At 44.7% G+C, this 26,556-nt stretch carries 20 protein-coding genes; 7 read left to right on the top strand and 13 right to left on the bottom strand.

All coding sequences use genetic code 11. The features are described from left to right. The first annotated feature begins 12 nt into the window (after positions 1–12). Positions 13–1,656 (top strand): pyridoxal-dependent aspartate 1-decarboxylase PanP, encoded by a 1,644-nt coding sequence (gene panP, locus A3712_RS04350; protein WP_063522446.1) that lies wholly within the window; start codon positions 13–15, stop codon positions 1,654–1,656. Positions 1,657–2,015: 359 nt separating this feature from the next. Further along, on the top strand, positions 2,016–2,870 hold the full coding sequence (locus A3712_RS04345; protein WP_004734686.1) for a MurR/RpiR family transcriptional regulator: 855 nt from the start codon (positions 2,016–2,018) through the stop codon (positions 2,868–2,870). A 90-nt stretch (positions 2,871–2,960) separates the two neighbouring features. Here A3712_RS04345 and A3712_RS04340 read toward each other — a convergent pair whose 3' ends face one another. Then, positions 2,961–4,253: an iron-containing alcohol dehydrogenase gene (locus A3712_RS04340; protein ID WP_063522445.1), complete on the bottom strand. Its 1,293-nt coding sequence runs from the start codon at positions 4,251–4,253 to the stop codon at positions 2,961–2,963. Between the two features lie 525 nt (positions 4,254–4,778). Here A3712_RS04340 and A3712_RS04335 point away from each other — a divergent pair. Both A3712_RS04335 and A3712_RS04330 read left to right on the top strand, forming a co-directional pair. After that, on the top strand, positions 4,779–5,042 hold the full coding sequence (locus A3712_RS04335) for a GrxA family glutaredoxin (protein ID WP_004741562.1): 264 nt from the start codon (positions 4,779–4,781) through the stop codon (positions 5,040–5,042). A gap of 239 nt (positions 5,043–5,281) precedes the next feature. Beyond that, positions 5,282–6,964, top strand: coding sequence for an aspartate:alanine antiporter (locus A3712_RS04330; RefSeq protein ID WP_004741561.1), 1,683 nt, complete (start codon positions 5,282–5,284; stop codon positions 6,962–6,964). A gap of 204 nt (positions 6,965–7,168) precedes the next feature. Here the strand turns inward: A3712_RS04330 and fabV are convergent, their stop codons facing one another. From fabV to A3712_RS04305, 4 genes are all read right to left on the bottom strand, one after another. Next, positions 7,169–8,371 (bottom strand): enoyl-ACP reductase FabV, encoded by a 1,203-nt coding sequence (fabV, locus tag A3712_RS04325; RefSeq protein WP_063522444.1) that lies wholly within the window; start codon positions 8,369–8,371, stop codon positions 7,169–7,171. A 210-nt stretch (positions 8,372–8,581) separates the two neighbouring features. After that, complete coding sequence (locus tag A3712_RS04320) at positions 8,582–10,864, bottom strand: acyl-CoA dehydrogenase (RefSeq protein WP_063522443.1); 2,283 nt, start codon at positions 10,862–10,864, stop codon at positions 8,582–8,584. A 56-nt stretch (positions 10,865–10,920) separates the two neighbouring features. Next, positions 10,921–11,550: a TetR/AcrR family transcriptional regulator gene (locus A3712_RS04315; RefSeq protein ID WP_063522442.1), complete on the bottom strand. Its 630-nt coding sequence runs from the start codon at positions 11,548–11,550 to the stop codon at positions 10,921–10,923. A gap of 655 nt (positions 11,551–12,205) precedes the next feature. After that, positions 12,206–12,478, bottom strand: a complete 273-nt coding sequence (locus tag A3712_RS04305) for a hypothetical protein (RefSeq protein WP_063522440.1) — start codon at positions 12,476–12,478, stop codon at positions 12,206–12,208. A gap of 302 nt (positions 12,479–12,780) precedes the next feature. Between A3712_RS04305 and A3712_RS04300 the strand changes: the two genes are divergently transcribed. Both A3712_RS04300 and A3712_RS04295 read left to right on the top strand, forming a co-directional pair. Continuing rightward, positions 12,781–14,088, top strand: coding sequence for a TolC family outer membrane protein (locus tag A3712_RS04300; RefSeq protein ID WP_063522439.1), 1,308 nt, complete (start codon positions 12,781–12,783; stop codon positions 14,086–14,088). After that, positions 14,088–14,699, top strand: a complete 612-nt coding sequence (locus tag A3712_RS04295) for an OmpA family protein (protein WP_082856176.1) — start codon at positions 14,088–14,090, stop codon at positions 14,697–14,699. The genes A3712_RS04300 and A3712_RS04295 overlap by 1 nt, the downstream gene beginning before the upstream one ends. Before the next feature lie 207 nt (positions 14,700–14,906). Here A3712_RS04295 and nhaA read toward each other — a convergent pair whose 3' ends face one another. The 5 genes from nhaA to A3712_RS04270 all read right to left on the bottom strand — a co-directional run bounded on the left by nhaA (position 14,907) and on the right by A3712_RS04270 (position 22,084). Next, the gene (gene nhaA / locus A3712_RS04290) at positions 14,907–16,070 is read right to left on the bottom strand and encodes a Na+/H+ antiporter NhaA (RefSeq protein WP_063522437.1); all 1,164 of its coding nucleotides are present in this window, start codon (positions 16,068–16,070) and stop codon (positions 14,907–14,909) included. Positions 16,071–16,344: 274 nt separating this feature from the next. Further along, positions 16,345–17,493: a lipocalin-like domain-containing protein gene (locus A3712_RS04285; protein ID WP_063522436.1), complete on the bottom strand. Its 1,149-nt coding sequence runs from the start codon at positions 17,491–17,493 to the stop codon at positions 16,345–16,347. Beyond that, positions 17,483–19,936 carry an ABC transporter permease gene (locus A3712_RS04280; RefSeq protein WP_063522435.1) on the bottom strand — a complete coding sequence of 818 codons (2,454 nt, stop codon included), beginning with the start codon at positions 19,934–19,936 and terminating at the stop codon, positions 17,483–17,485. Before A3712_RS04280 ends, A3712_RS04285 begins: the two co-directional genes overlap by 11 nt. Then, a complete protein-coding gene (locus tag A3712_RS04275; RefSeq protein ID WP_063522434.1) occupies positions 19,917–20,588 on the bottom strand; it encodes an ABC transporter ATP-binding protein in 672 nt (223 codons plus the stop codon). The genes A3712_RS04280 and A3712_RS04275 overlap by 20 nt, the downstream gene beginning before the upstream one ends. A 122-nt stretch (positions 20,589–20,710) precedes the next feature. After that, the gene (locus tag A3712_RS04270) at positions 20,711–22,084 is read right to left on the bottom strand and encodes an MATE family efflux transporter (protein ID WP_063522433.1); all 1,374 of its coding nucleotides are present in this window, start codon (positions 22,082–22,084) and stop codon (positions 20,711–20,713) included. Positions 22,085–22,180: 96 nt separating this feature from the next. On the opposite strand from A3712_RS04270, the gene A3712_RS04265 reads away from it, so the two are divergent. Further along, positions 22,181–23,641, top strand: a complete 1,461-nt coding sequence (locus tag A3712_RS04265; RefSeq protein WP_063522432.1) for a DUF2867 domain-containing protein — start codon at positions 22,181–22,183, stop codon at positions 23,639–23,641. A 131-nt stretch (positions 23,642–23,772) separates the two neighbouring features. Here the strand turns inward: A3712_RS04265 and A3712_RS04260 are convergent, their stop codons facing one another. From A3712_RS04260 to rsuA, 3 genes are all read right to left on the bottom strand, one after another. Continuing rightward, entirely contained in the window at positions 23,773–24,435 is a 663-nt protein-coding gene (locus tag A3712_RS04260; RefSeq protein ID WP_063522431.1) for a DUF2913 family protein, read from the bottom strand. Further along, on the bottom strand, positions 24,435–25,652 hold the full coding sequence (locus tag A3712_RS04255; protein WP_063522430.1) for a Bcr/CflA family multidrug efflux MFS transporter: 1,218 nt from the start codon (positions 25,650–25,652) through the stop codon (positions 24,435–24,437). The genes A3712_RS04260 and A3712_RS04255 overlap by 1 nt, the downstream gene beginning before the upstream one ends. Positions 25,653–25,806: 154 nt before the next feature. Next, the gene (gene rsuA / locus A3712_RS04250) at positions 25,807–26,502 is read right to left on the bottom strand and encodes a 16S rRNA pseudouridine(516) synthase RsuA (protein WP_063522429.1); all 696 of its coding nucleotides are present in this window, start codon (positions 26,500–26,502) and stop codon (positions 25,807–25,809) included. Positions 26,503–26,556: the final 54 nt, after the last annotated feature.

The following is a 26,556-nucleotide window of genomic DNA, read 5'->3' as shown; positions in this document are numbered from 1 at the left end:
AACTCGCTTGCTATGGTTACGGAACAAAAAACAGCAGATGTTAGCTTCGACAGTCTTCTACGTATCTTCACGGTACCCGAAGGCCCAGATTCAACACTCACTCAAATTGAAGACAAACTTTCACGAAACCTCAATCAATTCTTACGTGAACACATCGTGGCTGAAGAAAAGCCACTGCGTGAAATTGAGAAAGATTTTTCAAATGCTCAGATCCCAGAGCAACCTGAGTTTGTTTCTGAACATACTGAGCATCTCCTCGATTCTCTTGTATCGCACTCGGTTCATACTTCATCGCCAAGCTTCATTGGTCACATGACGTCTGCCCTGCCTTACTTTTTAATGCCGCTTTCAAAAATCATGATCGCGCTCAATCAGAACCTAGTAAAGATCGAGACTTCCAAAGCTTTCACCCCCCTAGAACGTCAAGTTCTAGGTATGCTTCATCGCTTGATCTATCAAGATGATGACGCGTTCTATTCTCGTTGGATGCACAGTGCCAATCACTCATTAGGGGCGTTTTGTTCTGGTGGTACAATCGCAAACATTACTGCGCTTTGGGTCGCACGTAACAATGCACTAAAAGCACAGGGCTCATTCAAAGGTGTCGAGAAAGAAGGTTTATTCAAAGCCATGAGACACTACGACTACGAAGGCCTAGCCATCTTAGTCTCTGAACGTGGTCACTACTCCCTTAAAAAAGCGGCTGACGTGCTGGGTATTGGTCAGGAAGGTCTTGTATCAGTTAAAACGGATAACGATAACCGTATTTGTACTGAAGACCTACGACTGAAGATCGAGCAGCTCAAGCAGAACAAGATTAAGCCTTTCGCCGTTATCGGTGTCGCAGGTACAACTGAAACCGGTAATATCGACCCACTAAGAGATATTGCAGAGGTATGTGCCGAGTCTGACTGCCACTTCCACGTCGATGCAGCTTGGGGCGGCGCGACTTTGATGTCCAACAATCATCGCCACCTACTTGATGGTATTGAACTAGCTGACTCTGTCACCATCGATGCTCACAAGCAGCTTTACATCCCTATGGGTGCAGGCATGGTTCTGTTTAAGAAACCAGACGCGATGACTGCGATTGAGCACCACGCTCAATATATCCTACGAAAGGGCTCTAAAGACTTAGGTAGCCATACGTTGGAAGGCTCTCGCTCAGGTATGGCGATGCTGGTTTATGCTGCAATGCACATCATCAGTCGTCCAGGCTATGAACTGCTGATCGATCAAAGCATCAACAAAGCACGTTACTTTGCAGACCTGATTAAAGAACAAGATGATTTCGAGTTAGTCTCTGAACCAGAACTTTGTCTACTGACATACCGCTACGTTCCTGAGAAGGTAAAAGCAGCCCTACTTAAAGCCGCTCCTAATCAGCGTGTAGAGTTGAACGAACTTCTGAACGAACTTACCAAGTTTATCCAGAAGAAACAGCGCGAAACCGGAAAGTCATTTGTCTCTCGTACTCAACTAAACCCTGAAGCGTGGGCTCACCAACCCATCATCGTTTTCCGCGTAGTATTGGCTAACCCGCTAACGGGCAATGAAATTCTTTCTTCGGTACTTGAAGAGCAGCGTGAGATTTCAAAACTAGCGCCAAACTTAATGGGTAAAATCACTCAGTTAGTTACGCAAATCAACGCATAGCCATTCAATTTTAGTTGCATCAAATTGAAAATTTCTTTCTTTTTGATGTAACTTTGCTGTCAGTTCGTACTGAATTCGCATTCTTTTTGCTCAAAGCCTCTTCCAGTTCTGTAGTTTTCTAAAATTTTGTTGAGGCTTGTCATATTCTTAAGCATTCATCCCGTGTTTTTGTATTAGTGAATAGTATGTTAGGTTTATACTGACTCTATGGTGCTAGTTAGCTTGATATCTATTTGATACAACAGTAATTACAACATCCAATAAACGTTGGTATTGTGCTTGCTGATATTTGTTTCAGCCATACCCCCTGGTAATAAGATATTAACTGGCAAGTTGTTCTCTATACCCTTGTGAACACTATGAATACATTAGAAAAAATACAAAAAAACCTGGAAAATTTCAGCAAGTCTGAGCGTAAGGTAGCCGAAGTAATTATGGCTTCCCCTCAAACTGCAATCCATTCTAGCATTGCTACCTTAGCTAAAATGGCTGACGTAAGTGAGCCTACAGTTAATCGCTTCTGTCGTCGTTTAGACACAAAGGGCTTCCCTGACTTTAAACTTCACCTTGCTCAAAGCTTGGCGAATGGTACACCTTATGTGAACCGCAATGTCGAAGAAGATGATGGCCCTGATGCTTACACGCACAAAATCTTCGAATCAACAATGGCATGCCTAGACGTTGCAAAAAACAGTCTAGATGCGATGCAAGTAAACCGTGCGGTTGACTTGCTCACTCAGGCAAAACGCATTTCATTCTTTGGGCTAGGTGCTTCTTCTGCCGTAGCAAAAGACGCTCAAAACAAGTTTATTCGTTTTAATATCCCAATCACGTGTTTTGAAGACATCGTGATGCAAAGAATGAGCTGCATTAACTGCAGTGACAACGACGTTATCGTATTGATCTCTCACACAGGTCGTACAAAGAGCCAAGTTGAGATTGCCAACCTAGCTCGTGAAAACGGTGCAACGGTTATCGCTATCACAGCGAAAGACTCTCCACTTGATAAGGCAAGCTCGCTGTCTATCTCATTGGATGTGCCAGAAGACACTGACGTTTACATGCCAATGGCAAGCCGTGTTGTTCAGATGACGGTTATCGATGTATTAGCAACTGGCTTTACACTGCGTCGTGGCTCAGGTTTCAGAGAAAATCTTAAGCGTGTCAAAGAGTCACTTCGTGATTCACGCTACGAGAAATACTCTCAGTTCTAACCCCAAAGATATGAATTAAAAAACGGAGCCTAGTGCTCCGCTTTTATTTATCTGCGTCTTTAATAGTGTCATGCACATTAACCAATACTATTAAATGGTCCAGCTGTTCCCCTTCTCCACCACACTATTCTCTGAGGCATAAGAGTTGATGATCGTGAAACCTGACTCCGCTTTTTGAGACTCGTCATCGTTATGACTAAACGTAACTTCACCCTGGGCTTCACCACAATGACACTTATCACAAACCTGCTGCAGGATATGTATCAAACGCTCTTGATTCAATGGCAATGGATTACCTTTAATAGCAACTGACTTAAGTGCATCAGCCGATACCTCTTCGAATTGCGCTTCACAAACACCAAAATCTAGTAGGCTTGGTAGCTTAAGCGTATCGAGCACTTCTGATAACCAAGAAATTGCATCTTCTGCGGATGCTTGCGCTTTACCCGTCACAATTTGAGCAATCCTTTGGTAGCGCTCTAAAATGTCGCTTCGCTGCTGCTCTCTTGCAACCTCAATATTCTCTAGCATCACAAATGGCGCTAATCGAGCAGTAATCACACTGTGTGGAGCTGAAATCTTACCACCCAATGCAGAAGCCAATCCGTGTGCAGCACCCAGCTTGGCATTGGTAATAGCCATACCACCAAGCATGGAAGCAAACGCCAGATCTGAGCGTGCTTGAGGCTCATCATAAACACACGCTTTTACTACTGAGCCACTCAGCTTACGTAACCCTTCTTCGCAAATCATATCCGTCAATGGGTTTGGATCACCGCATACATAGGCCTCCATCAAGTGAGTGAAAGCGTCCATCGCGCCCCTGCCCGACAAATACAGATTGGTACCATGAGTCAAAGTCGGATCGACAATCGCCACATCAGCAAGCATGTCAGGGCTTCGTAAGCTGATCTTCACTTGGTCTTGCCCTGATTTGAGTACCGCATTCTTAGTCACCTCAGCGCCGGTACTCGCGGTTGTGGGAATAGCAATAAATGGCAATGGTTTAGCTTTTAGAGGGACATTGCGCCCAACCACTTCAACGTAGTCATAGAGGTTGCCTTGATTAGGTAACACGGCAGCTAACGCTTTGCCCATGTCTATCGCACTGCCACCTCCCATAGCGATAACCATATCGGGCTTAAACCGTCGAGCTGATATCGCAGCCTCTTCGACCATTTTAATATTAGGCTCACCAGAAACCGCGATGTGTTGGTAGCGCATGCTTTGCGCATCTAGGTAATCAGTGACAATTGAAGTGCGCTGGAGTGTATTCCCGGTCACTAATAACACGCTATAACCATATTGGTTGAAGAGAGACAATGAAGCGGGGAGTGCTCCACCACCAAAGATAATCTTTGTAGATGTCATAAATTGAAACATGGTGCCTCCTGCGCCTATGACCAAACAAAACTGCGAACTCTTGGTTGTTGGAATGTTGCTTTTATACCTTGTGCCTGTTTTAAAAAAGACTCATCAAGAAAACGGCTCTTGTTGCCAGCCAACACGCCTAAAGACAATACTTCGCTGATTGCGCATGAACGTTCTAACCTTCATCGTTTAATTTTCGTCAATCAGTTATAAGATGCCTCGTTCTAAAGACAATTTTTTTGACGAAGTGCAACTTGTTACACTAAAAGTGCATAAAAGTCGCTTTCTTAGGGGTAATTCACATTCTGATAATATGGGTACTCGACCTTGATACTCATCAAAAATTCGAGCGGATCGCTTTTGTGAACATTATTTGCTCTGATAGGCAAAGCCTATTGTATTAAGAGGTAATTCCATCTTTATTTCCCTAAAGCATTAGGGCATAGTTGGATTCAAGAATTTTTGAGTCTTGTTCAATTAAGAATAGTTGACGTATTTTAGGTTAACGATCCTCATCCCGTATTTAGGAGAAATGAAATGTTTGTAGTTATTTTTGGTCGCCCTGCTTGCCCATTCTGTGTTCGTGCAAAAGAGCATGCTGAAACTCTTAAAGCAAAACGCGATGACTTCAACTACCGCTATGTTGACATCCACGCTGAAGGCATCAGCAAAGCAGACCTAGAGAAGACGGTTGGTAAGCCAGTTGAAACTGTGCCACAAATCTTCATCGACCAAGATCACATCGGCGGCTGCACAGAATTTGAAGCATACGCAAAAGAAAACCTAGGTCTTTTCGACTAATCTAGAGTTCGAACCTTGGGCTAAGCCCTTAATCAGCTAAGCTTTAGTGTCAGACTGTAAGATTTCTATTAAGCCCGCTTATTAAAGCGGGCTTTTTTTATAGCCAGTTTTCATACGATATAAGAATCTGGTCAAAATCAAGTAAAAAGGGAAAATATCACTTATAATTTATTTATATTTAGATACAATCCACATTTCAAACTGACCCTGTTTTTCACGCCTATTATTGAGCGACCACTGTGAATATCGACGTTGTTTTTCTGCTAGAACAAAACCCCATTCTCCTCATCTTTGTTGTTTTATCGATTGGTTTGGCCATTGGTAAAATTCGTTTCGGTAGCCTGCAACTTGGTAATTCAATCGGCGTTCTGATTACTTCCCTTGTGATGGGCCACCTTGGTTTCTCATTTAACGCAGACGCCCTAACCATTGGCTTTATGCTATTCATCTACTGTGTCGGTATTGAAGCAGGACCGAACTTCTTTGGTATATTTTTCCGAGATGGCAAACACTACCTGATTTTAAGTTTAGTGGTGCTCTCTACCGCTATTGCGCTGACTTACTTCTGTAGCGAGTACTTAGGCCTTGGTTTCGGACTTTCTGCCGGTATGATGGCTGGCGCACTGACCGCAACACCAATCTTGGTAGGTGCGCAGGACGCACTCAACTCAGGGCTTGCTGAAGTGCCAAGGAACATGGATTTAAGCCTGATTATCGAAAACCTATCGGTCGGTTACGCGATGGCTTATCTAGTTGGCCTTATCAGTATGATTATGTTTGCCCGTCTGATTCCAAAGCTTCAAAAAGTGAACCTACACGACTCAGCCGAACAAATTGCTCAGGAACGTGGCTTAGGTGCATCAGGACAGCGCAAGGTTTATCTGCCAATCATTCGTGCTTATCGTGTTGGCCAAGAGCTGATCTCTTGGACAGACGGCAAAAACTTACGTGAACTAGGTATCTACCGCCAAACGGGTTGTTATATCGAACGTATTCGCCGTAATGGCATTCTTGCCCACCCAGATGGGGATGCCATCCTGCAAGAAGGCGATGAGATCGCATTGGTTGGTTTCCCAGATAGTCACGCTCGTCTGGACCCAAGCTTTCGTAACGGGAAAGAGGTTTTCGACCGCAACCTTTTGGACTTACGTATTGTTGAAGAAGAAATCGTCGTTAAGAGCGATAGCATTGCAGGTAAACGTCTTTCAGATTTAAACCTATCTGAATATGGCTGTTTCCTTAACCGCGTAGTGCGAGCTCAGATTGAAATGCCTATGGACTTAAACATCGTGCTTGCTAAAGGTGATGTTCTACAAGTGAGTGGTGAGAAGAGTCGCGTTCACGGCCTAGCAGAGAAAATTGGTTTCATCTCGATCCACAGCCAAATGGCAGATCTAATGGCTTTCTGTAGCTTCTTCATCTTGGGCATTCTATTTGGTTTGATCACCATGACATTTGGCCAAGTTTCATTTGGTTTAGGTAACGCGGTTGGTCTACTGCTATCAGGTATCATGCTAGGTTTCCTACGTGCAAACCACCCTACTTTTGGTTATGTACCTCAAGGGGCACTGAACATGGTCAAAGACCTCGGTTTGATGTTCTTTATGGTAGGTATCGGTTTAAGCGCCGGTGGTAAGATATTTGAGCACTTAACTCAAGTTGGTCCCCAGGTTATTGGTATTGCTCTGATAGTCAGCGTAATCCCTGTATTCTTCGCTTATTTAGTGGGAGCTTACGTACTTAAAATGAACCGCGCACTACTGTTTGGTGCGATCATCGGAGCACGAACCTGCGCCCCTGCGATGGACATCGTAAATGACCACGCTCGCTCAACAATCCCAGCTCTGGGTTATGCAGGCACCTATGCAATAGCAAACATCTTGATGACCTTAGCCGGTACCTTCATCATCATTATCAGCTAGCCACACATCGCTAATTGATTCATTTCTAATGCACTAATTCATGTTTGGGTTAGTGCATTTTTATGGTCTGTTTTAAGCAGTTCAGCCTCCTTCCCCGCTCCTGCTCTAAACTCACTTTGTATCTCGAACCTCTTCACTCGTATCTGCTTTTGAGACAAAAAAATAGGCGCTCAATGAGCGCCTATTTGTCTAGATTCGATGAATTTAGATGTCAGCTACATCAAATTCAACAGCTGGATTAACGTCAGCTTCGTAATCAACACCTTCAACACCGAAACCGAATAGTTTCAAGAACTCTTCTTTGTACTCAACGTAGTCAGTCAGTTCTTTTAGGTTTTCAGTTGTGATTTGAGGCCACAGGTTACGACAGTGCTCTTGGATGTCGTCACGCAGTTCTAGGTCATCCAGACGCAGACGGTTTACGTCATCAACTTCTGGAGCGCTGCCGTCTTCTTTGTATAAACGTTGGCTGAACATACGGAAGATCTGTTCCATACAACCTTCGTGAATACCTTCTTCACGCATCTTCTTGAACACCATAGCGATGTAAAGAGGCATAACAGGAATTGCAGAGCTTGCTTGAGTCACAACAGACTTAAGAACAGCAACGTTTGCAGTGCCGCCAGTTTGGCCTAGTTTCTCGTTTAGCGCTGCCGCTGCACGGTCTAGATCCATCTTAGCTTTACCTAGCGCGCCATCCCAGTAGATTGGCCACGTTAGTTCAGTACCGATGTAGCTGTAAGCAACCGTCTTACAACCGTCAGCTAGAACACCAGCTTCAGAAAGAGCATTGATCCAAAGTTCCCAATCTTCACCGCCCATTACAGTAACAGTGTCTTTGATCTCTTCTTCAGTTGCAGGATCTACGCTTGCTTCAATGATTGTGTCTTTGTTTGTATCAACCGCAGTCGACGTGTACGTTTCACCGATAGGCTTTAGAGATGAACGGATGACTTCGCCAGTCTCTGGCATTTTACGCACTGGAGACGCCAGTGAGTATACAACCATATCGATCTGGCCTAGATCTTCTTTGATCAGGTCAATCGTTTTCTGTTTAGCTTCGTTAGAGAAAGCATCGCCATTCAGGCTTTTTGAATATAGGCCTTCTTCTTTAGCAAACTTGTCGAACGCTGCTGAGTTGTAGTAACCAGCTGTGCCTGGCTTTTTCTCAGTACCGGCTTTCTCAAAGAAAACACCGATAGTTGAAGCGCCGCCACCAAATGCAGCCGCAATACGTGAAGACAAGCCGTAGCCACTTGAAGAGCCAACAACTAGTACACGTTTAGGTGCGTTTGTGATTGGGCCTTGAGCTTTTGTGTAAGCAATTTGTTCTTTTACATTAGCTTCACAACCGACTGGATGTGTTGTAGTACAGATGAATCCGCGAATTCGAGGTTTGATGATCATATTCAACTTCCTTAAAAAATCAGGTTAAGGATAAAAGTTTCGTACGCAAATGGCATCTAATTTCTGTAAAAATGTGGTGAAAATGCAAGTGGTTGGAGCACTCAGTGAATATTTGCTGACTAAGTCACCATTTGTTAACGCGTCTATTGCGACTTCTACGACAAAAACAAAAAAAGGCACCTTTTAAGGTGCCTTTTATCATTTCTTAATCTAAGCAACGCTATTTAGCTTAGGTTTTAACTCTTTTCGCGTCAAAGTTTCACTGTAATCGTGACTGAAGTGGTCAACTTGGATGGCAGCGTAGCGTAGTTTGTCTGCCGCAACTATTTGGTCAACTTCATCTTGAGTCAGTACATCTGCCGCAAGTGCTTGAGCAAGTTTGTCTTGCAGTAGACCTTTACGTGCAACTTTGCCCTCTTTAACCGCTTTGAAGACCTTACGCTCAAGTGGTTTAATGCTGTACATCGCATTGAACGCGTTTTCCATCAAACCAACACTATCGTCCTCTTCCTGACCGATGTAGCAAAGGTGAGTAAGGCGTTCACGGTGTGCACCCGGAGTCATCAAGCTTTCAGCCAACTGAACAGTTAGATCATCACTTGGTTTCTCGAAGTGGTTGCCCACAGGGAATACTAGACCTTTAAGTACCTTACCAACGACCTTATTCGGGAAGTTCCGGTACGCCTCTTGTAGTGCTTTTGCAGCATGGTGGAAACAGTGCTTAACCGCATAGTGTACGTAGTCTAGGTCTGCTTGTTGACGACCTTCGTCTTCATACTTCTTAAGCGCAGCTGAAGCCATGTATAGGTAACTCAGACCATCACCCAAACGTGCAGAGATAAGCTCTTTACGTTTCAGTTCACCACCGAGAGTTAGCATCGCGAAGTCTGCACTTACCGCTAATGCACGGCTCAGACGAGTTAAGTCTTGGTAGTAAGGCCTCGTTGGGCCGCTCATGTCCGCTTTAATGAACTTAGAGCCGGTCAATGCTGCACCGAACGCGCCAAACGTGTTCTTAGTTGCGTGACCAATATGCTTGAACAACAAGTCATCGAAGTCTTTCGCACCTTGCTTCTCATCAGGGTTAGCTGCCGCTTCCATCTCGCTCAATACGTAAGGGTGACAACGTGTCGCACCTTGACCGAAAATCATCAGGTTACGAGTCAGGATGTTTGCGCCTTCTACCGTGATTGCAACTGGGATGCCTAGGTAAGGTGCTGCCAAGTAGTTCATTGGACCATCTTGAATTGCACGACCAGAGTGAATATCCATTGAATCATTCAGAATTGTACGTGCCATTTCTGTCATGTGGTATTTCGCAATAGCCGTTATGATGCCCGGCTTCTCTTTCATATCAAGCGATGTCGTCGTCAAAGTTCTTGTCGCTTCTAGTAGATACGTTAAACCACCGATACGACCTAAGCTCTCTGCAACGCCCTCAAACTTACCAATCGACATACCAAACTGCTTACGAACGTATGCGTATGCACCTGTTGTTCTTGCCGTTAGGTGGCCCATTGCCGTGCCTAGTGCTGGCAATGAGATACCACGACCCGCAGATAGACATTCTACTAGCATACGCCAGCCTTTACCTGCGTAATCCGCGCCACCGATTAACCATTCCATTGGAATGAATACATCATGACCACGTGTTGGACCGTTCATGAATGCAAGACCTAGTGGGTCATGACGTTCACCAATAACAACGCCTTCATGGTCTGCTGGAATAAGCGCACACGTGATGCCGATATCTTCTTTATCACCCAACAGTTTTTCTGGATCGTGCAGTTTGAATGCAAGGCCAAGCACTGTTGCTACTGGTGCTAGCGTGATGTAACGCTTGTTCCAGTTAAGCTTGATACCCAGTGTCTCTTTACCTTGGTGCGTACCCATACATACGGTGCCAACATCAGGGATACCGCCTGCATCAGAACCCGCTTCAGGGCCAGTTAGCGCGAAACATGGGATATCTGTACCGTCAGCAAGACGTGGCAGCCAGTAATCTTTCTGTTCTTGAGTGCCATAGTGAGATAGCAGCTCACCTGGACCCAGTGAGTTAGGAACCATTACAGAAACTGCGGCACTAATACTGCGAGTTGCGATCTTAGTAACAATCGTTGAGTTTGCGTGTGCCGAAAATTCACGACCACCGTACTCTTTAGAAATAATCAACGAGAAGAAGCGTTCTTTTCGTAAGAAGTTCCAAACTTCCTTCGGAAGATCTCGATCTTCTTTCACAATCTGATGGTCATCAAGCATAGAAAGCAAGGTTTCTAGCTCATTGTCCATAAAAGACTGCTCTTCTGACGAAAGTTGAGGCTTTGGATATTGGTGCAGCTTAGTGAAATCTGGTTTACCAGAGAACAGCTCTCCGTCCCACCACACGCTACCCGCTTCCATCGCTTCTTTCTCAGTGCTAGATAGTGGTGGTAGTACTTTTTTAAAGAGTTTAAAAGCTGGGTCACTTACCCATTTTTGTCTTAGAGAGCTCATAGTTCAGATCCTTTTGTTCACTATATTGGTTGTGAATTTATTCGCTTTTTATTGTTTTATTCTTCTGCTGACATGCCAGCGGCCAAGTATGGAATTAAAATATCGACCACTGCTTTGGCATCTATTTTCTTTCCGTAATCATTCTCTGCAATTTCTACGAGAGCCTGACTTGAAGCCATGGTGAATACACAAGTCCCGAGGGTGAAGTGCAAACGCCAAAATAACTGTTCTTTAGTGAGGTTCGGGTTAGCTTTCATTACTGAGCCAGTAAACAAAGTCAGCACTTCGCTATAACGAGTTGTAATGAACCAACGCAAATGCCCCTGTACGTCCGTGTAGCCTCTGCCGATAAGTAACATAAATCTGCTGGTACCATTTGGCCTTACATCATTCAGTGCTCGTAGTGGCTGCCTTAGAGACTCAAACACGTCACTCATAGAATACGTTTCGTTCAAGTTTAAGTTCACTAGTGCATCTTGCAGTGCAGGCATAAATGCTTCCAAGTAGCGATTGAGTACTGCACGAACCAGAGTTTTCTTGTCGCCAAAGTGGTAGTTCACTGAAGCTAGATTGACATTCGCTTTGCCCGTAATGGTGCGTAAAGAGGTGTCATTAAAACCATGCTCAGCAAACAAGCCTTCAGCTACGTCTAAGATTTTGTCTTTGGTTGTACTTCTTGGTGCCATTTCAATCACTCGTATTAAACAACTGTTTGAAATATACGACGAGAACATTTATTTAACAAGCAAGCAACATCACATTTTCACAAATTGGTCGTACCAGTAAAAAAATATCGTCACTAACCGATTGAATCGCGGGAGATTTAAGAAAAAAGTAAAATTTAATGAATTTTCTGGGAACTGATTCAGAAATGGAGAGTCATAAATTACGTAGAAAACAGAGTATTTAGAAGTTTAACAGGCCGTCAAACTTGTTGTTTTCCCTGCTTTCTTAATTACTGCATTTTCCTTATTAACTCCTATACTTGTATCCGCCCAAACCACGTTGGTTTGGGCTTTTTTTGCCTGTGATTGGCGATCCTTCGACACTAAATCTCCACAACAATTTCAGGAATTAGATCATTTAGAGAGTCACTACCCGTCGCGTCTAAAATGTAACTAGACTCAAGCAAGTCCTCATCTACAGCGAACTCATGAACCACATTGATCCTGTTATCGAGCGCTGACCCTCTCTTCCCCAAGTAATCATATAACTCTGTAAATCTAACTACCACTGGGAGCAATAAAGAGCTCACCTTGTGGAATCGTATTAGCAGGCTCAACTTGATGAGCTGTTGGGTAAAGATTGGGGCTTTATTATTAACCTCGATTCTCGGTCTAGCTAATCTTCTAACTCAGTTGGATCAAAACCACCTTCAATGGCACGTTCGACTTGTGCTATTGCGTTATCAATCTCCAAGTCACTTTGTTGCCCTTGGCTATCAACGAATCGTGCCGAAACACTTGGCACTCTCTCTTCGTTCTCGGCAAAACTAATCACGACATCATTCGAAGCTGGTTGTTCGCCCGGTGCTAACTGACGCAACCTACCCTGAGCATCAAGCACAATACCGGCGCTAGCAAGGCCTAGGATATTAAGGTTCACACTACCCATAACTCACTTCCTACTTCAGCCCAAAACCAACCACAAACGCGCCAAAGCCCACCCAGAGATGTGGTTGCTCCACTCCATAAATTTAGCAGTGCCACTATTGACAATTAATTCACTAACAGCTGACAATTGGAGCTAATATCAAATTGTTCAACAGCAATAGCAACTTACAAGCAAAAAATAAGGCTTCAAACTTCGCATTTTTTTACAGATGTCCTAAGCTTCGATTAGTACACTTCTCTCAATTCAACGGGGAACATTGGTTGAGAAAAAGAGGAGGCAATTAGAGTAGAAGGAGAGCTAGTTTGAGATTGTTCAAATTATCCATGATGTATTGCTTAGTCATCACCACACCGCTCGCCGCTCAAACCTTGGAACAGGCTGTCGCTATCACTTTGGCAACCAACCCCGAGATAAAAAGTATCTTTAACGAGTTTGAGAGCGTCAGAAAGCGGAACGATGCCTCTGGGGGTGCTTACCGACCAAGTATCGATCTAGATGCCGGAATTGGTTACGAGGGCATAAACCCTGCACCAAACAATGGCCCAGATACCGACCTCACTAGAAAAGAAGCAACGATTTCCCTCACCCAATTATTGTGGGATGGTTCTGCGACGCTCTACGATATGGATCGTACTGCTGCAGAAGCCGAATCGGTCCGGTTACAGCTATTAGCGGATGCTGAAGACAAAGCGCTTGAAGTTACACAGATTTACTTAGACGCGGTAAAAGCGACTGAGGTATTAGCTTTGTCAGAGAGTAACCTTGCTATACACAAGAAAATTTACAAAGACATCAAAAAGCGAGCAAGCTCTGGTATAGGCTCTACAGCAGACGTATCACAAGTAGAAGCAAGGATCGCAAAAGCTCACGGTAACCTACTCGCTGCACAAAACAACCTAATAGATACACATACCCAATTTAGAAGAATCGTGGGGCAAGAACCACTCGGCTTAGTCTATCCGAGAGCCGATATTTCAATGATCCCACTGTCACTGTCGGATGCACTGGTTGATGCACTCGACCAACATCCCGTCATAAAAGTCGCCAACGCGGATGTCGATTCAGCACACTTCCAATATAAACAATCAAAAGGCGTGAATTACCCAACATTCTCCATTGAAGCATCACAATCGTGGCGGGATGACGCTGGCGGTGACGAAGGTTCTAGCCAAGAAACATTGGCGATGCTTAGAATGCGATACAACCTGTACAACGGTGGCACAGACAGCGCGAACTCGGAAGCCGCCGCCTATCAATTGAATAAAGCCAAAGATTTGAGAGACAGAGCTTATCGACAAGTAGAAGAAGGGCTGCGTCTATCGTGGAGTGCATTAGATTTAACACTGCAACAAAAGAACTTCTTATCTGACCATGTGGACTCTGCATCAGAAACGGTTGTCGCTTATGGCAAACAGTACCGGATAGGTAAACGTACTCTTCTTGACTTGCTAAACACTGAGAATGAATTGTTTGAAGCTCGAAAAGATTACCTAGATGCTCATTACGCAGAGCAATATGCTAAGTATCGAGTAATGAACGCGACAGGTTCTTTATTGAACGCTCTGCTGGTTGACATTCCAGATGAGTGGACAACGGCCGTGGAGTATTGATCATGAAGACAACCTACTTACTGCTTCCTGCACTAACAATGTCACTACTCGCTTGTTCTAGCCAACAAGAGGAGGAATATATTGAGACACCCGAAGCCGAGCAAATATCCGATCTACAAGACGATGACAAAGACGGTGTCGTCAATGCGAGAGACGCCTGCACTGCAACACCTCCAGCGTCGTTAGTCGACAACGAAGGTTGTGGGGAGATCATACTTTCGGAAGAAGTTAGACAGCTCAATATACTATTTGCTAACGATTCTTACGAAGTGAACCCGATTTTCTCTGACCAGATAGCCACCATGGTTGAGTTTTTGGAAACCTACCAAAGTGCGTCCATCGAGATTCAAGGATACGCAAGTAAAGTTGGCTCTAGCGAATACAACCTAGAGCTGTCAAAGAAACGCGCTCACAATGTCGAAGATGAGTTGCTATCTAACGGCATAGATCCAAGCCGAGTTAGAGTCGTAGGTTACGGTGAAGATAGTTTAGAAAGTGACGGTGACGATGCAACATCACACGCTTTGAACCGCAGAGTAACCGCAACCGTGGTTGGCTTAAGCGAACGAATCGTTGAGGAATGGACTATTTTCACCACACTTAAAAAATAGATAAAGATTCACCGATAACAGAAGGTAAAAAGATAAACCGCTATAACAAGCATAACAAGAGAAAAGCCGCGATAGGATTACCTATCGCGGCTTTTATGTATTTGTAACCACATTGCTCTCGGGAATAGCTCAGTGGTTATTGTTACGATTCAAGATTTTACTTGTTACTCAGGAAATGGCTCGACGGTTAGCCGAGCCAATCACCAATTAAAGTTTTACTTCTTGGTGCTTAGTTTTAGGTAAAGAAATGCTTAGCAGGAAGTAACCTAAGATAGCTGCAGTCGTTGAGCCCATCAGGATACCTAATCGAGCAAGCGTATCGAAATCTGCGTTTGTAGGACCAAATGCCAGCGATGAAATAAATATAGACATAGTAAAGCCGATACCACACAACACAGATACCGCAAAGATATTCATAAAGTTCACACCTTCAGGAAGCTTAGCAACACCTGTTTTCACAGCACCCCAGCTGAATAGGAAGATACCCAGCGGCTTACCAATCAATAGACCTAGAGCGATACCAAGAGGCAGCATACCTGTAAGGTTTGAAATTGAAATACCTTCCAGTGAGATACCTGCGTTTGCAAATGCGAAGATTGGCAGAATTACAAAAGCTACGTATGGGTGCAGTGCGTGCTCTAGGTGTTTCAGTGGTGAGTGCTCCCCTCTATTACCTTTCAGTGGGATGGCAAAACCAATTACTACACCTGCCAATGTTGCATGAACACCAGACTTCAATACTGCGAACCACAGAATCGCACCGACAATCAGGTAAGCGCCCAGTTTAGTCACATGCTTGTTGTTTAGCATGAACAGCACACCTGTTGCGATGAAACCAACTGTAAGTGCAAGTGTTGATAAGTCACCTGAGTAGAACAATGCAATGATAACAACAACACCTAGGTCATCAATAATTGCTAAAGCTAGCAGGAACACTTTCAAGCTTACCGGTACGCGGTTACCAAGAAGTGCCATGATACCTAACGCGAAGGCGATATCAGTTGCAGCCGGGATAGCCCAACCTTGAAGCGCTTCAGGGTTACTAGAATTAAATAGCACGTAAATAAGTGCAGGAGCCAACATACCACCTACCGCAGCGATAGCTGGGAATATAGCAGTCTCTTTAGACTTTAATGCGCCTTCTAAAAGCTCACGTTTAACTTCTAAGCCAATTAGAAGGAAGAAGACAGCCATTAAGCCATCGTTGATCCAGTGAGACACAGACATACCGAGAACGTAACTGTGCAGGACGCCCTGGTACATTTCGTTCAGTGGTGAGTTTGCTACAAACATTGCGATCGCCGCAGCGATAACTAGGATGATGCCGCCAGCAGATTCCATTTTAAAAAAGTCACGGATGACGTCGGTCATGATTTCGCCCTTATATTTATTATTTAAATAAACGAATAACAAAGAATAACCATGAGTTTATATCCAAGCTTTATCGATAGATAATCACTTCTTTGGATGTTTAACTTCGGTTTTTCCTACAAATACTAAACAATACGTCGTATATTCCATAATGTTGTTATGCACCATAAATTAAGTATAGATGAGAACATCACACCTGTATGCACAATTCATTGAGTGCTAACAAAATTAGGAAGCATAAAAAAGGCTATCAAATGATAGCCTTAGGTGTTTTTTAGTAGCCGGTGAGCTGCATAAAGCCGGTCGCTTCATGGCTGCCGCTGGCCATTATTGGCCCTTCCCAATAAGGTATGACAAATGGCAGCCACATATCTCGACGTATGATACGCGTAGTCAAGTTGATATCGTGCTCAGGGACGTTAATGATCCATTGCAGCGGCATTCGTCTGCCGTTCATTAGCCTTGTGTTCTGCAAAGGCTGAATCGAAATATCCGATTCCGTTAACTGGTAAACCTTACCAGAACGAGTGGCTAACGTTCCAAACACATAAGGTAACTGCTGATTATGGCGATAGCGGTTGATGCTCAGTGCTGTACCGTCATCAAGGTTAAACACAAACCAATCCCATCCTTGCTGACCAACTCCAAGTAAGCCACTACCCCACTCTTTGTGGACCCACGCTGTTCCTTCTACTTCTTTAGCTACGCCATCAAGATTCAGTGCACCATTCAGTGATAAAAACGGTGCGTTAAAGTTGTAAGACGCGACAGGTAGCAGATCATGCTTTTTCTGATAACCGTTATCACCATTAAGTACATATGGTCCTTTTGTCACTGTATCTAATTGCATCCCAAACGTATCCGTTTGTACTTGTAGGCGACCTGGAAACGGAGTATTCCCCAGTGAGCGCCAATTCCAATTATCAATCCAAATTCTAAATGGACGACTGGTTATCCCCGCTTGGCCAATGCCACCACGAGCCATTCGCTGCTCTTTCCACACTTTGGATTTAGAAGAGATCACCACATTCGAGATGTAAACTTGTGGGCTCTGCCATCCCGGTGTTTCACGCTCATCAGTTGCAATGCGGAAGAAGCTCCATTGAACCGAATAGTCCTTGCCATCGTCGCCTTTCAAAGACGCAAAATAGTGCCACCACTCGTGCTGAAATTCCGGGTGGAACTTGAAGTCTCGTGGAAGCGATACACCTCGGTCAGGCAAGACAGGTTCAAATACATTGAACTGTTCGCTGACCAACACCGAATTAATCTCGTTGACTCCTTTCTCGCCAGGGTCGACAAAATAAGAATAGTAGCCCCACACACTCAAAAAGATGCCGAAGAAGCTGATCAATAACAGAGATGATAAAAATCGATGTCTTAACTTGGTTGAGCTATTCCTTAGAAACATATTAAAGCGCATCCCTTAGTGATTTCATCGGTGTGTTCCGAATCATTCTCATCACTGGTAAAGCACCAGCCAAAATCAATGCTGCCATTGCCCAAGCAAATGTCTCGAAATAGTCCCAAGGAAGTACTTGTAGTTCGAGTGACCAGCCAAAAGACTGCTTGATAACGATATCAACGATCAAGTTCGCCAACGCTAAACCAAGTGGAACTGCGATTAATGAAGAGATAAGCCCGAACACAAACAGCTGTAAACTCCCGGTAAGGATCAACTCTTTCGCCGATACGCCTAAACACCGTTGCAACGATATATGCCTTTGTCTTGAAACCTCACCAGCGACTGTCGCAAAGAAAATACCAAACACGGCTATCACAAGGGTAATGTTACCCAAGGTATCTGCAATGGCGAAGGTTCTATCAAACACTCGCATCGCTTGGCTATGAATATTGTTGTTATCGAATATGCGTTCAGAACCGAGTCTAAATACACTTTCCAATCGGCTTCTAAGCCCTACTGAATTCACATCATCTTTCAGAATGACGCCAAGCCCCACATTGCCCCGACCTGCAAAACCGTATAACCAGTTTCGATGTGACATCATCACTTGGTGATAAGGATTACCATAATCGTAATACACACCGACGACCTGCCAGCCAGAGCCTAAATTATCGTAGAGATCAATATAATCGCCTGGGCGAATATCTAGCTTGAGTGACATGGATTCACTGATCAATACACCTTTAGAGTGGTGTAACTGATACCAGTAATTCGGGATACCGAGTTTAATCGTTAATGCTTCAAGCTCGCCCTCTGAAGGCCCGGTGCTCACCACTTGAATACTGCCTACTGGAGAAGCGACATCTTTTTCCCAACGCCACCACACAGAGTCAACTTCTGGCTGCTCTGACAACCAGTTACTCATACGTGCTGCTGCATTGTTTGTTGGGTATATATAGAGGTCAGCGGCTAATCGCTGTGTTAACCATTTGTCCGTAGTGTCTCTAAAACTACCGACCATGATTTCAACACCAATGTTTGCGGTTAACGCCAACATAAAGGCCATAGTCGCAACACCGCGGTAACTCATGCTAGAAGCAGCGTCAGCAAAGAACCAGCGAGCACGGTCCCAACGCAGTGAGTAAGAGAGACTGTTGAACAGCTTCCACATCAAGAACGGTGTAAACAGAGCCACACTTACCAACATCAAAGCAATGATTGCAAAGCCAGACTCTTGAGTTTGTGGCGCTTGATAAACCGCAACAGCAGCTACAAGGAAACCACAACCTATCAAAGCTTGCCAAGTGAATTCAGTACCCGCAAAACGCATCAGGGATAAGCGAGAAGACAAACGAATCGGCTGAGATTTGAGTAAGCGAACCAATGGCCATGCACAAGCTAAGAATGCACCAATCAATGCCATCATCAAGCTGTAACCACTCCAACGCCAATTCCAGTCAATCGTTAAGCCAATATTGGCGTCATACAAGTCGCCAAGGCTAGAAGACACAGCAGGTAATAGTTGGTTGGCCAACATCACACCAAAGACATTGCCGCAGATCCAGCTCAGTAAAACCAGAATTAATAGCTCCAAACATAGCGCTCTAGTGAGCTGCCAACCCGAGACACCGGTTTGTCTTAAGAGCCCCACTAACGGCTGACGCTGGATAAATGATAACGACATAGCTTGGTAGAAAATAAACAAACCTACGACAAACGACAGCATCCCCATCGCTTTTAGGTTTAAGTGGAATGCATTAGTGAGGGACTCAAGTTCTGCTTTAGAGCTTCGCGAAATCGTCAAGCCATTAGGTAGTATATTTTTGAGGCGTTCAAACTTTTCGGTAGACATATCTGAACACGCAATCACCGACAAACCAGCGCTACGTTTCAGCATTCTGAGTAACGAAATGTCGGCAATCAGCCTAGTGCCATCAATGATGTTGTTTTGATCAACCATTAACGGGCCAAGCTCTGAACCATCCATAAGGTGGATATTGTCACCGTTCTTCCACTTCATGTGTTCAGCAAGATCGTCGCTCACAAGGATTGGGTACGGCGGTTTCATAAGGTTCAACGTATTGAGGTCTTTTAACGCCACGCCCGGTTGCAGTTGAAGCATCGAAACAGTATCGATACCAATCAACATGAAATTCGCGCCATTTTCATCAGTGATACGATGGTGATCAAAAGGAGAGCACTGCTGAAAGCCTTCACGGCGAAGCTGGATATAAAAACCTTGCGGGATTTTATTGGCGTTGTGTTTTGGTCGAATACGGTAAGGAAGAGGATTCGAAAAGAGTTTTTCGCCATGAGCATAACTTTGCTTGGCGTGTTGATTGATAGCAGTAACACCAACCAATAGTGATACGCCAAGAGTTAAGCCTAGCCATACCAAGATAATTTGTAGAGGATAACGTCGATAGTGACCGAGTAGTGCCTTAACTACGGGCCATAACATGCAGCTGTCCTCCTTGTAGGCGGATCCGGCCGTCCATGTGCAGGGCAACTTTTTCACTGTGCGTTACCAACAGTAGCGTACATTCTAATTGGCGTGCTAAAGAGGTCAGCAAGCGCATTACCGCTTCGGCGTTACGCTCATCTAGGCTACCTGTCGGTTCATCGGCCAATAAGATTTTTGGTTCCATATACAAAGCTCGAGCGATCGCGGCACGTTGTTGCTGACCACCCGATGCTTCCTCTGGGTAACGACCAAGTAGAGGCATAAGGTCTAAAGCAGAAAGAATCTGTCTCCATAAACCTTTATCTTCAGGTAAGCCTTTTAGTTGGCGGCAAAAACGGATGTTATCTGCGATATTCAACGTTGGTAATAAGTTGAACTGCTGGAAAATATGACCAATATTGTTTCGACGATAAGCGGTACGTTCACGCTCGGTAGAATCGTGCATGTTGAAATTTGGAAAAACGATTTCGCCAGAGTCAGCGAGATCCAAACCTGCAATTAGGTTGAGCAGAGTACTTTTTCCTGAGCCGCTTTCGCCCATTAATGCGAGTTGGTCACCTTTATTCAATGTCAGTTCAGCACCTTGCAAAACAGGGTGGAATTCCCCCCCATCAACATAGCCTTTACATAGGTCTGACAGCTTTAACATTCAACAGCTCGCATTAGTTAGAATTTGGAAGGAGAATCTACACTAATTCCCTGTTAGGAGGAAGTATTTTGAAAGATAGATCACATGCCAACGATAAAGTGATGCGATTGATGCGCCCTACTTCAACTTCCTATCAAATTTTTAATCCATTTTCTTGTTTTCATGCGATACAGCGAACCGCTCCACTTAATCACCTCTTCAGTGAGGAAAAGCAAGTACACCCACTCAGGTGGAAATCTAAAGTAGATGGCCGCGATAGCCGCTAACGGAATACCAATCACCCACTGTGCTATGAGATCTTGGTAGAGGCAGAACTTAACATCGCCACCCGCTCTTAACACACCGACAATCACCGTCATCGGAATTGAGCGAATAACAATGCCGACACTGAGGATCAGAATAAACTTCTCAGAAAGCGATCGGGTTTCTTCCGTTAATGCACTAAACGCGTTCAAGATTGGTGTTTGAACAAAGTAGAGGAAAATCGCTACCACAATACTAGTTAAGAAACATAATATGGTAATACCGAGCGCTTGGTAATAAACCGCTTCGTTGTTCTTGGCGCCGAGTTGGTTCCCCACCAATACTGCAGCTGCGTTCGACATCCCTATCAATAAGCTCAATGAGATAGATTCAACAGGCGTCATCACCGAAAGCGCAGCTAAACCTTGCACACCGGATTGTCCCATGATGGCGTGATAAGCAAACAACCCACCAGCCCAAGCCAAGAAGTTGAAAGTTGTAGGCAGGGACAGCTTCAAGAAGCGCACGGCTTTATCTACTGTTGCAGCAGCTTTGATGTCACAGAACTTAAAAGCGAGCAAGTGTTTAGAGAAATAGAGGTAACCAAATAAGGTCGCGACCTCAATAGCACCACTTAATACCGTTGCTATCGCGGCACCTTTGATGCCAAGAGCTGGAAAACCTAGCTTACCGAAGATCAGCACCCAGTTTAAAAACACGTTGGACAAGATACCGATACCACTGAAGAAGGTACTTAGTCCAGGTTTGTGCATCGCTCGTAAGCCAACGGCCATACTACTAACGCACGACACAGCCAACATACTAAAAGACGTAATGACGATATATTCAACGCCTAAACTGATCACTTCTTGAGAATCGGTCGTGACGCCCATGATTTGAGCAGGGAAAGAGACAAAGAAGACAATCGTCAGAAGAGCAAACAGGGTCGAAACCAACCAGGTTAATGCGGTACTCTCTCTTACCCCTTGCCTATCACCAGCCCCCCAATACTGGGCGGTAAGCAGAGCACCACCAGTAGTCACACCCACCAGCATAATAGTCGTCACAAACATAGCACGGCTTGCGACACCAACCGCTGCAATATCTGCTTCGCCAAGTTGACCTAACATCAGCACATCCACCAAGCCTCGGCTTGAAAACATAATGCTCTGTAAGGTGATTGGCAAAGCAATGGAAATCAGCCTGCGAACAAAGTCACCGCGAGTGTGATGGATAATTGAATAGAGCAGCATAGGTACACCTGAACGGAACGTGTTGATGAATATAGATAAATATCAGGCTATTATATCAATGTTCGGTTTTTAACCACAGATATAAATGGAGTAACGATGAAGAAAGTACTGGTTTTAGGCGCTTCTGGATATGTTGGTTCACAGCTGCTTCCTCTGCTGTTAGAACAAGGTTATCAAGTAACCGCTGCAGCAAGGCACGTCGACTACTTAAAAGCGCGAACCGAGCCACATGAAAATTTATCACTCGAATATCTCGATCTGGCTGACCAAGCAGCAACACAAGCTTTAGTCCCTGATTTTGACCTCATCTTCTTCCTTGTCCATGGTATGGCGGAAGGTCATGATTTCATTGACTACGAGTTAAGTCTGGCCCGTAACTTTGTCTCCGCACTTGGCGCTAAAAACCAACACGTCATCTACCTAAGTTCACTTCAACCTCAAACTGGTGATTCTGAGCACCTTCAAGCGAGAAAAAAAACCGGAGAAGTGCTTCGTAAAGGATCGGTTCCCGTTACTGAGCTACGAGCTGGTGTCATCATTGGTCCTGGTTCGGCGGCCTTTGAAATAATGCGAGACTTCGTTTACAACCTACCAATCATGATTGCGCCGAAATGGGTCGACTCAAAAGCCAACCCTATCGCATTGAAAAACCTTAATCACTACTTGTTAAAGCTAGCGCAAGATACCCCAAGCGACAATCAGACTTTTGAGGTTGGCGGTCCAGATATCGTCTCTTATCGCAATCAATTCATGCATATCGCCAAAACTGCCGATCGTCCACTTAGATTATGGGCGACTTCCCTACTTACGCCTAAAATCGCCTCTTATTGGCTTGGCGTGGTGACCTCTGTCCCTTCCAATATAGGGAGAGCATTGCTCGCGGGTTTAAAGCATGACTTCATAGCCAACTCGACCACCATCCAAGAAAAATATCCGCAAAAACTCGTGTCGTTCAAGAGCATGGTTGAACAAGCGATTCACGCTGAGGGAAACTTCGTAAAAAGTAATGTGTGGGGCTTTGATAAAACCGCTTTTAAACGCTGGCAAGCGGGATACGGTTACTATCCGAAAAAGACAGGTGCAAGTATCACGTCGACAGCCTCACTAGAATCGCTCTGGCACGTAGCTCAACAGATTGGAAGCCCCAAACAGGGTTACTTCTTCGCTAACACTCTATGGCGCACAAGGGAGTGGTTAGATCTTCTCTTTGGTGGCGGAGTACCCGTTCGACAAATGCCAAAAGGGCCAAAACTAAAAGTAGGCGACAAAATTGACTCATGGAAAGTGATTCGCTGTGAAGAGAACCAATTCTTATCGTTGCTGTTCGGCATGAAGGGGCCAGGCTTAGGACGACTGGAAATCACGGTTTCTGATAACGGAGACACGCGTGAATTAAACATCACTGCTTGGTGGCACCCTAAAGGCTTTCTGGGGCTACTGTATTGGTTCGCAATGATGCCAGCTCACCTGTTTATATTTAGAGGCATGGTAAAAGCGATAGAGAAGCAGGCACAAGAGCAGATACGGGAGTCTAGTGACGAGATTAGAAAAGATTAAAAGCAGAGGTGGGACTCGAGTGGCGAGATGCGGATTAATTAAAGCAGAGTTTGGGTCGAATAGCGACACTCGCTATGAGAGGCAAAAAAGAGCGGATAATTCCGCTCTTGGTATCTCTAATCTCGTTTCTGCTACTCAGCAACAAAGCTAATTGGAATCTCAGCCAATTGGTTGCCTTGGTTCGCTGGGTACACGATATATTCACCGTGGTACTTCACAGCAGACTTGTAGTCCGTCACTTTGTGAAGCATAAAACCCGCTTCCGTCGCTGCTTGGATAAACTCAGCGTGGTTACCACGAACAAACCAGTTCATCGGCTTAACCATCAACTCACCGTCGAAAGAGTCATCACACTGCTTACCACATAGCGCGAATGAGTGCTCACCATCGGTAAAGAACTGAATTTTGCCACCCGTGGTTAACTCATCTTCACTCGATACACTCCAACCCATCTCGTACATTTTGTCCATAAAGGCCTCAACATCACTGTCTTTTAGCTCTTTAGGTTCTTCACCCTCAGGGAAGAACTGAGCGTAAAACGCTGAGATTCGCTTAAACGTAAAGGTTAAATCAGAGTTGTTACCCTTTGAACGGCCCTGCTTTTGCCAGCGAACCAAATCAGGCACAACAACACGATCATACGCTTGTGCTTTGATTGCTTTAGTTACCCAGCGAACAAGGTATAGGTTGTTTGCGATAGGTGCGTCAATCGCTTTGCCTGACTTGTGTAACGCATAAAGCTCACCAAGTGCGGTGTTCACAAGCTTCTGAATTTCAATATAGTATTTTGACATTATGCCTTCTTTCCTAATGTCCAATATAGTAATGCTGACAGTATTGCACATGCTGCCATCACCATAGCCATTGGGCCTGCAGTATCACTCGGTAGCATTGCGACGATTGCTCCAACCACAGAACCAGTACCAAATCTTAATGTGCCCGCGAGTGATGATGCCGTACCAGCCATATTCGGGTACCCACTGAGTAACAGCGCCATTGAATTACTACCAATGGTAGACAATGTGCCGATAAACAGCATCACGAATGGCACAATGCCCCACAGGCCGATATCTAATGACCAGCCGACCAACAAACCTAAACCAGCGAACAACTGAATGGTTAAACCCACTCGCAGCATCGCGTGAGAACCGACTTTCTTCACGATTCGGCCATTAATGCTCGTCATCAAGATCATCGCAACGATATTCAAGCCAAACAGGTAACCAAATAGGTCTGGGCGAACGCCGTAGATGTCGATGTAAACAAACGAACCAGCGGTTAAGAATGCGAACATTCCCGAGAAAGAAAACGCACCAGAAAAAATCAAGCCCATTGCCGTTGGGTTCTTACATAAACGAGCGTAGTTACGAATCGTCGTTTTGAAACGCAATGGCTGTCGATTTTCTACCGGTAGCGTCTCAGGGATCTTCATGGATACCGCTAGAATGACGATTACTGCAAAGATAGATAGTACCCAGAAAATTGAGCGCCAACCAAACCACAATGCCAAGTAACCACCAATCATTGGTGCGATAAGTGGCGCAACCGTCATAACCAAGGTTACGAAAGACATGGTTCTCGCAAAATCTTCTCGATCAAACATGTCACGTACAACCGCTTGGATAATTACAGCTGCTGCTGCGCCTGCAAAACCTTGTGCAGTACGAACGTAAGTTAGCGCTTCAATGCCGTGGGTTGTTGCACTCACCATAGAAGCAATCGCAAACAATAACACACCAATCAAGAGTACTGGCTTGCGTCCATAGCTATCAGCTAATGGGCCATGCAGCAGCTGACCCAACGCAAAACCTGCAGTATAAGCCGTTAGCGTGATCTGAACTTCGCCCGCCGTTACACCAAGATCTTTTGCAATAGTGGGCATCGCAGGCAAGTACATATCGATCGCGAGAGGCGTTAGCGCACCAATCGCACCTAAGATCAAGAATAGTACTAAGCCTAATTGAGGAGTTTCTGGTTGAGAACTTGGGCTCTGTGGGTTAAATGTCTGCATGGTTCTCCGAATGTTTAACTGATAAAGCTAGGACCAGCGTGAACACGCAAGTCAAAAGATTGGCTGAGACTTTCCTAGTACCAGTCAACATCATCAGCCGACGCTATCCTTGGTCGGCTTTGCAACGAGAGTGCTATAAAATTAATAGCTAAGGTTACTTCCAGATAGAATCCACTTCTTCTTGCGTTAGGTAACGGTACTCACCTAGCTCAAGAGATTCGTCCATCTCTATTTCACCAATACGTTCACGGTGTAGTGCTTCTACCTTGTTACCAAGTGCTGCAAACATGCGTTTTACTTGGTGGTATTTGCCTTCGTGAATCGTTAATAGCACTTCACGCTCGGCACGCACTTCAAGGTGCGCAGGAAGTGTTAGGCCATCTTCGCTCTTAAGCTGGATGCCCTCTTTGAATTTTTCAACGTAGTCTGATTCTACTGGATCAACCAACCACACACGGTACATCTTTTCGCACTTGTGTTTTGGTGCGGTAATACGGTGAGACCATTTACCGTCATCAGTGATCAGTACTAGACCTGTAGTATCAACGTCTAGACGACCTGCAAAGTGCAGCTTGTCCATTTTAATTTCATCAAGCAATTCAAATGCGGTGCGATTTGAGCCATCTTCGTGCGAACAAACAAAGCCTTCTGGCTTGTACAACATAATGTAACGTGGGCCTTGAACTCGAAGTTCATTGCCTTGCCATTCCACAACACACTCTTCAGTTACTTTAACTGAGCCGCTTTTTTGCATGACACCATTTACTGTCACAGTCTTTGTTTTTAATAATTGTGTTGCTTCTTTTCGAGTAATGCCTAGTGCATCGCACAGAAATTTATCTAAACGCATGAATACCTCAACTAATCTAAGTCGGGTATTATAGTCACCTTTGCTCGATTAGTT

The organism is Vibrio sp. HI00D65, from assembly GCF_001635455.1.
Lineage (GTDB): Bacteria > Pseudomonadota > Gammaproteobacteria > Enterobacterales > Vibrionaceae > Vibrio.
Note: the sequence above shows the minus strand (reverse complement) of the source record. Positions and strands in the feature narration are given on the sequence as shown.

Coding starts and splice junctions, on each gene's coding strand:
- panP (WP_063522446.1), top strand. CDS start 13: ATGGTTACGGAACAAAAAACAGCAGATGTTAGCTTCGACAGTCTTCTA.
- A3712_RS04345 (WP_004734686.1), top strand. CDS start 2,016: ATGAATACATTAGAAAAAATACAAAAAAACCTGGAAAATTTCAGCAAG.
- A3712_RS04340 (WP_063522445.1), bottom strand. CDS start 4,253: ATGTTTCAATTTATGACATCTACAAAGATTATCTTTGGTGGTGGAGCA.
- A3712_RS04335 (WP_004741562.1), top strand. CDS start 4,779: ATGTTTGTAGTTATTTTTGGTCGCCCTGCTTGCCCATTCTGTGTTCGT.
- fabV (WP_063522444.1), bottom strand. CDS start 8,371: ATGATCATCAAACCTCGAATTCGCGGATTCATCTGTACTACAACACAT.
- A3712_RS04320 (WP_063522443.1), bottom strand. CDS start 10,864: ATGAGCTCTCTAAGACAAAAATGGGTAAGTGACCCAGCTTTTAAACTC.
- A3712_RS04315 (WP_063522442.1), bottom strand. CDS start 11,550: ATGGCACCAAGAAGTACAACCAAAGACAAAATCTTAGACGTAGCTGAA.
- A3712_RS04305 (WP_063522440.1), bottom strand. CDS start 12,478: ATGGGTAGTGTGAACCTTAATATCCTAGGCCTTGCTAGCGCCGGTATT.
- nhaA (WP_063522437.1), bottom strand. CDS start 16,070: ATGACCGACGTCATCCGTGACTTTTTTAAAATGGAATCTGCTGGCGGC.
- A3712_RS04285 (WP_063522436.1), bottom strand. CDS start 17,493: ATGCGCTTTAATATGTTTCTAAGGAATAGCTCAACCAAGTTAAGACAT.
- A3712_RS04280 (WP_063522435.1), bottom strand. CDS start 19,936: ATGTTATGGCCCGTAGTTAAGGCACTACTCGGTCACTATCGACGTTAT.
- A3712_RS04275 (WP_063522434.1), bottom strand. CDS start 20,588: ATGTTAAAGCTGTCAGACCTATGTAAAGGCTATGTTGATGGGGGGGAA.
- A3712_RS04270 (WP_063522433.1), bottom strand. CDS start 22,084: ATGCTGCTCTATTCAATTATCCATCACACTCGCGGTGACTTTGTTCGC.
- A3712_RS04265 (WP_063522432.1), top strand. CDS start 22,181: ATGAAGAAAGTACTGGTTTTAGGCGCTTCTGGATATGTTGGTTCACAG.
- A3712_RS04260 (WP_063522431.1), bottom strand. CDS start 24,435: ATGTCAAAATACTATATTGAAATTCAGAAGCTTGTGAACACCGCACTT.
- A3712_RS04255 (WP_063522430.1), bottom strand. CDS start 25,652: ATGCAGACATTTAACCCACAGAGCCCAAGTTCTCAACCAGAAACTCCT.
- rsuA (WP_063522429.1), bottom strand. CDS start 26,502: ATGCGTTTAGATAAATTTCTGTGCGATGCACTAGGCATTACTCGAAAA.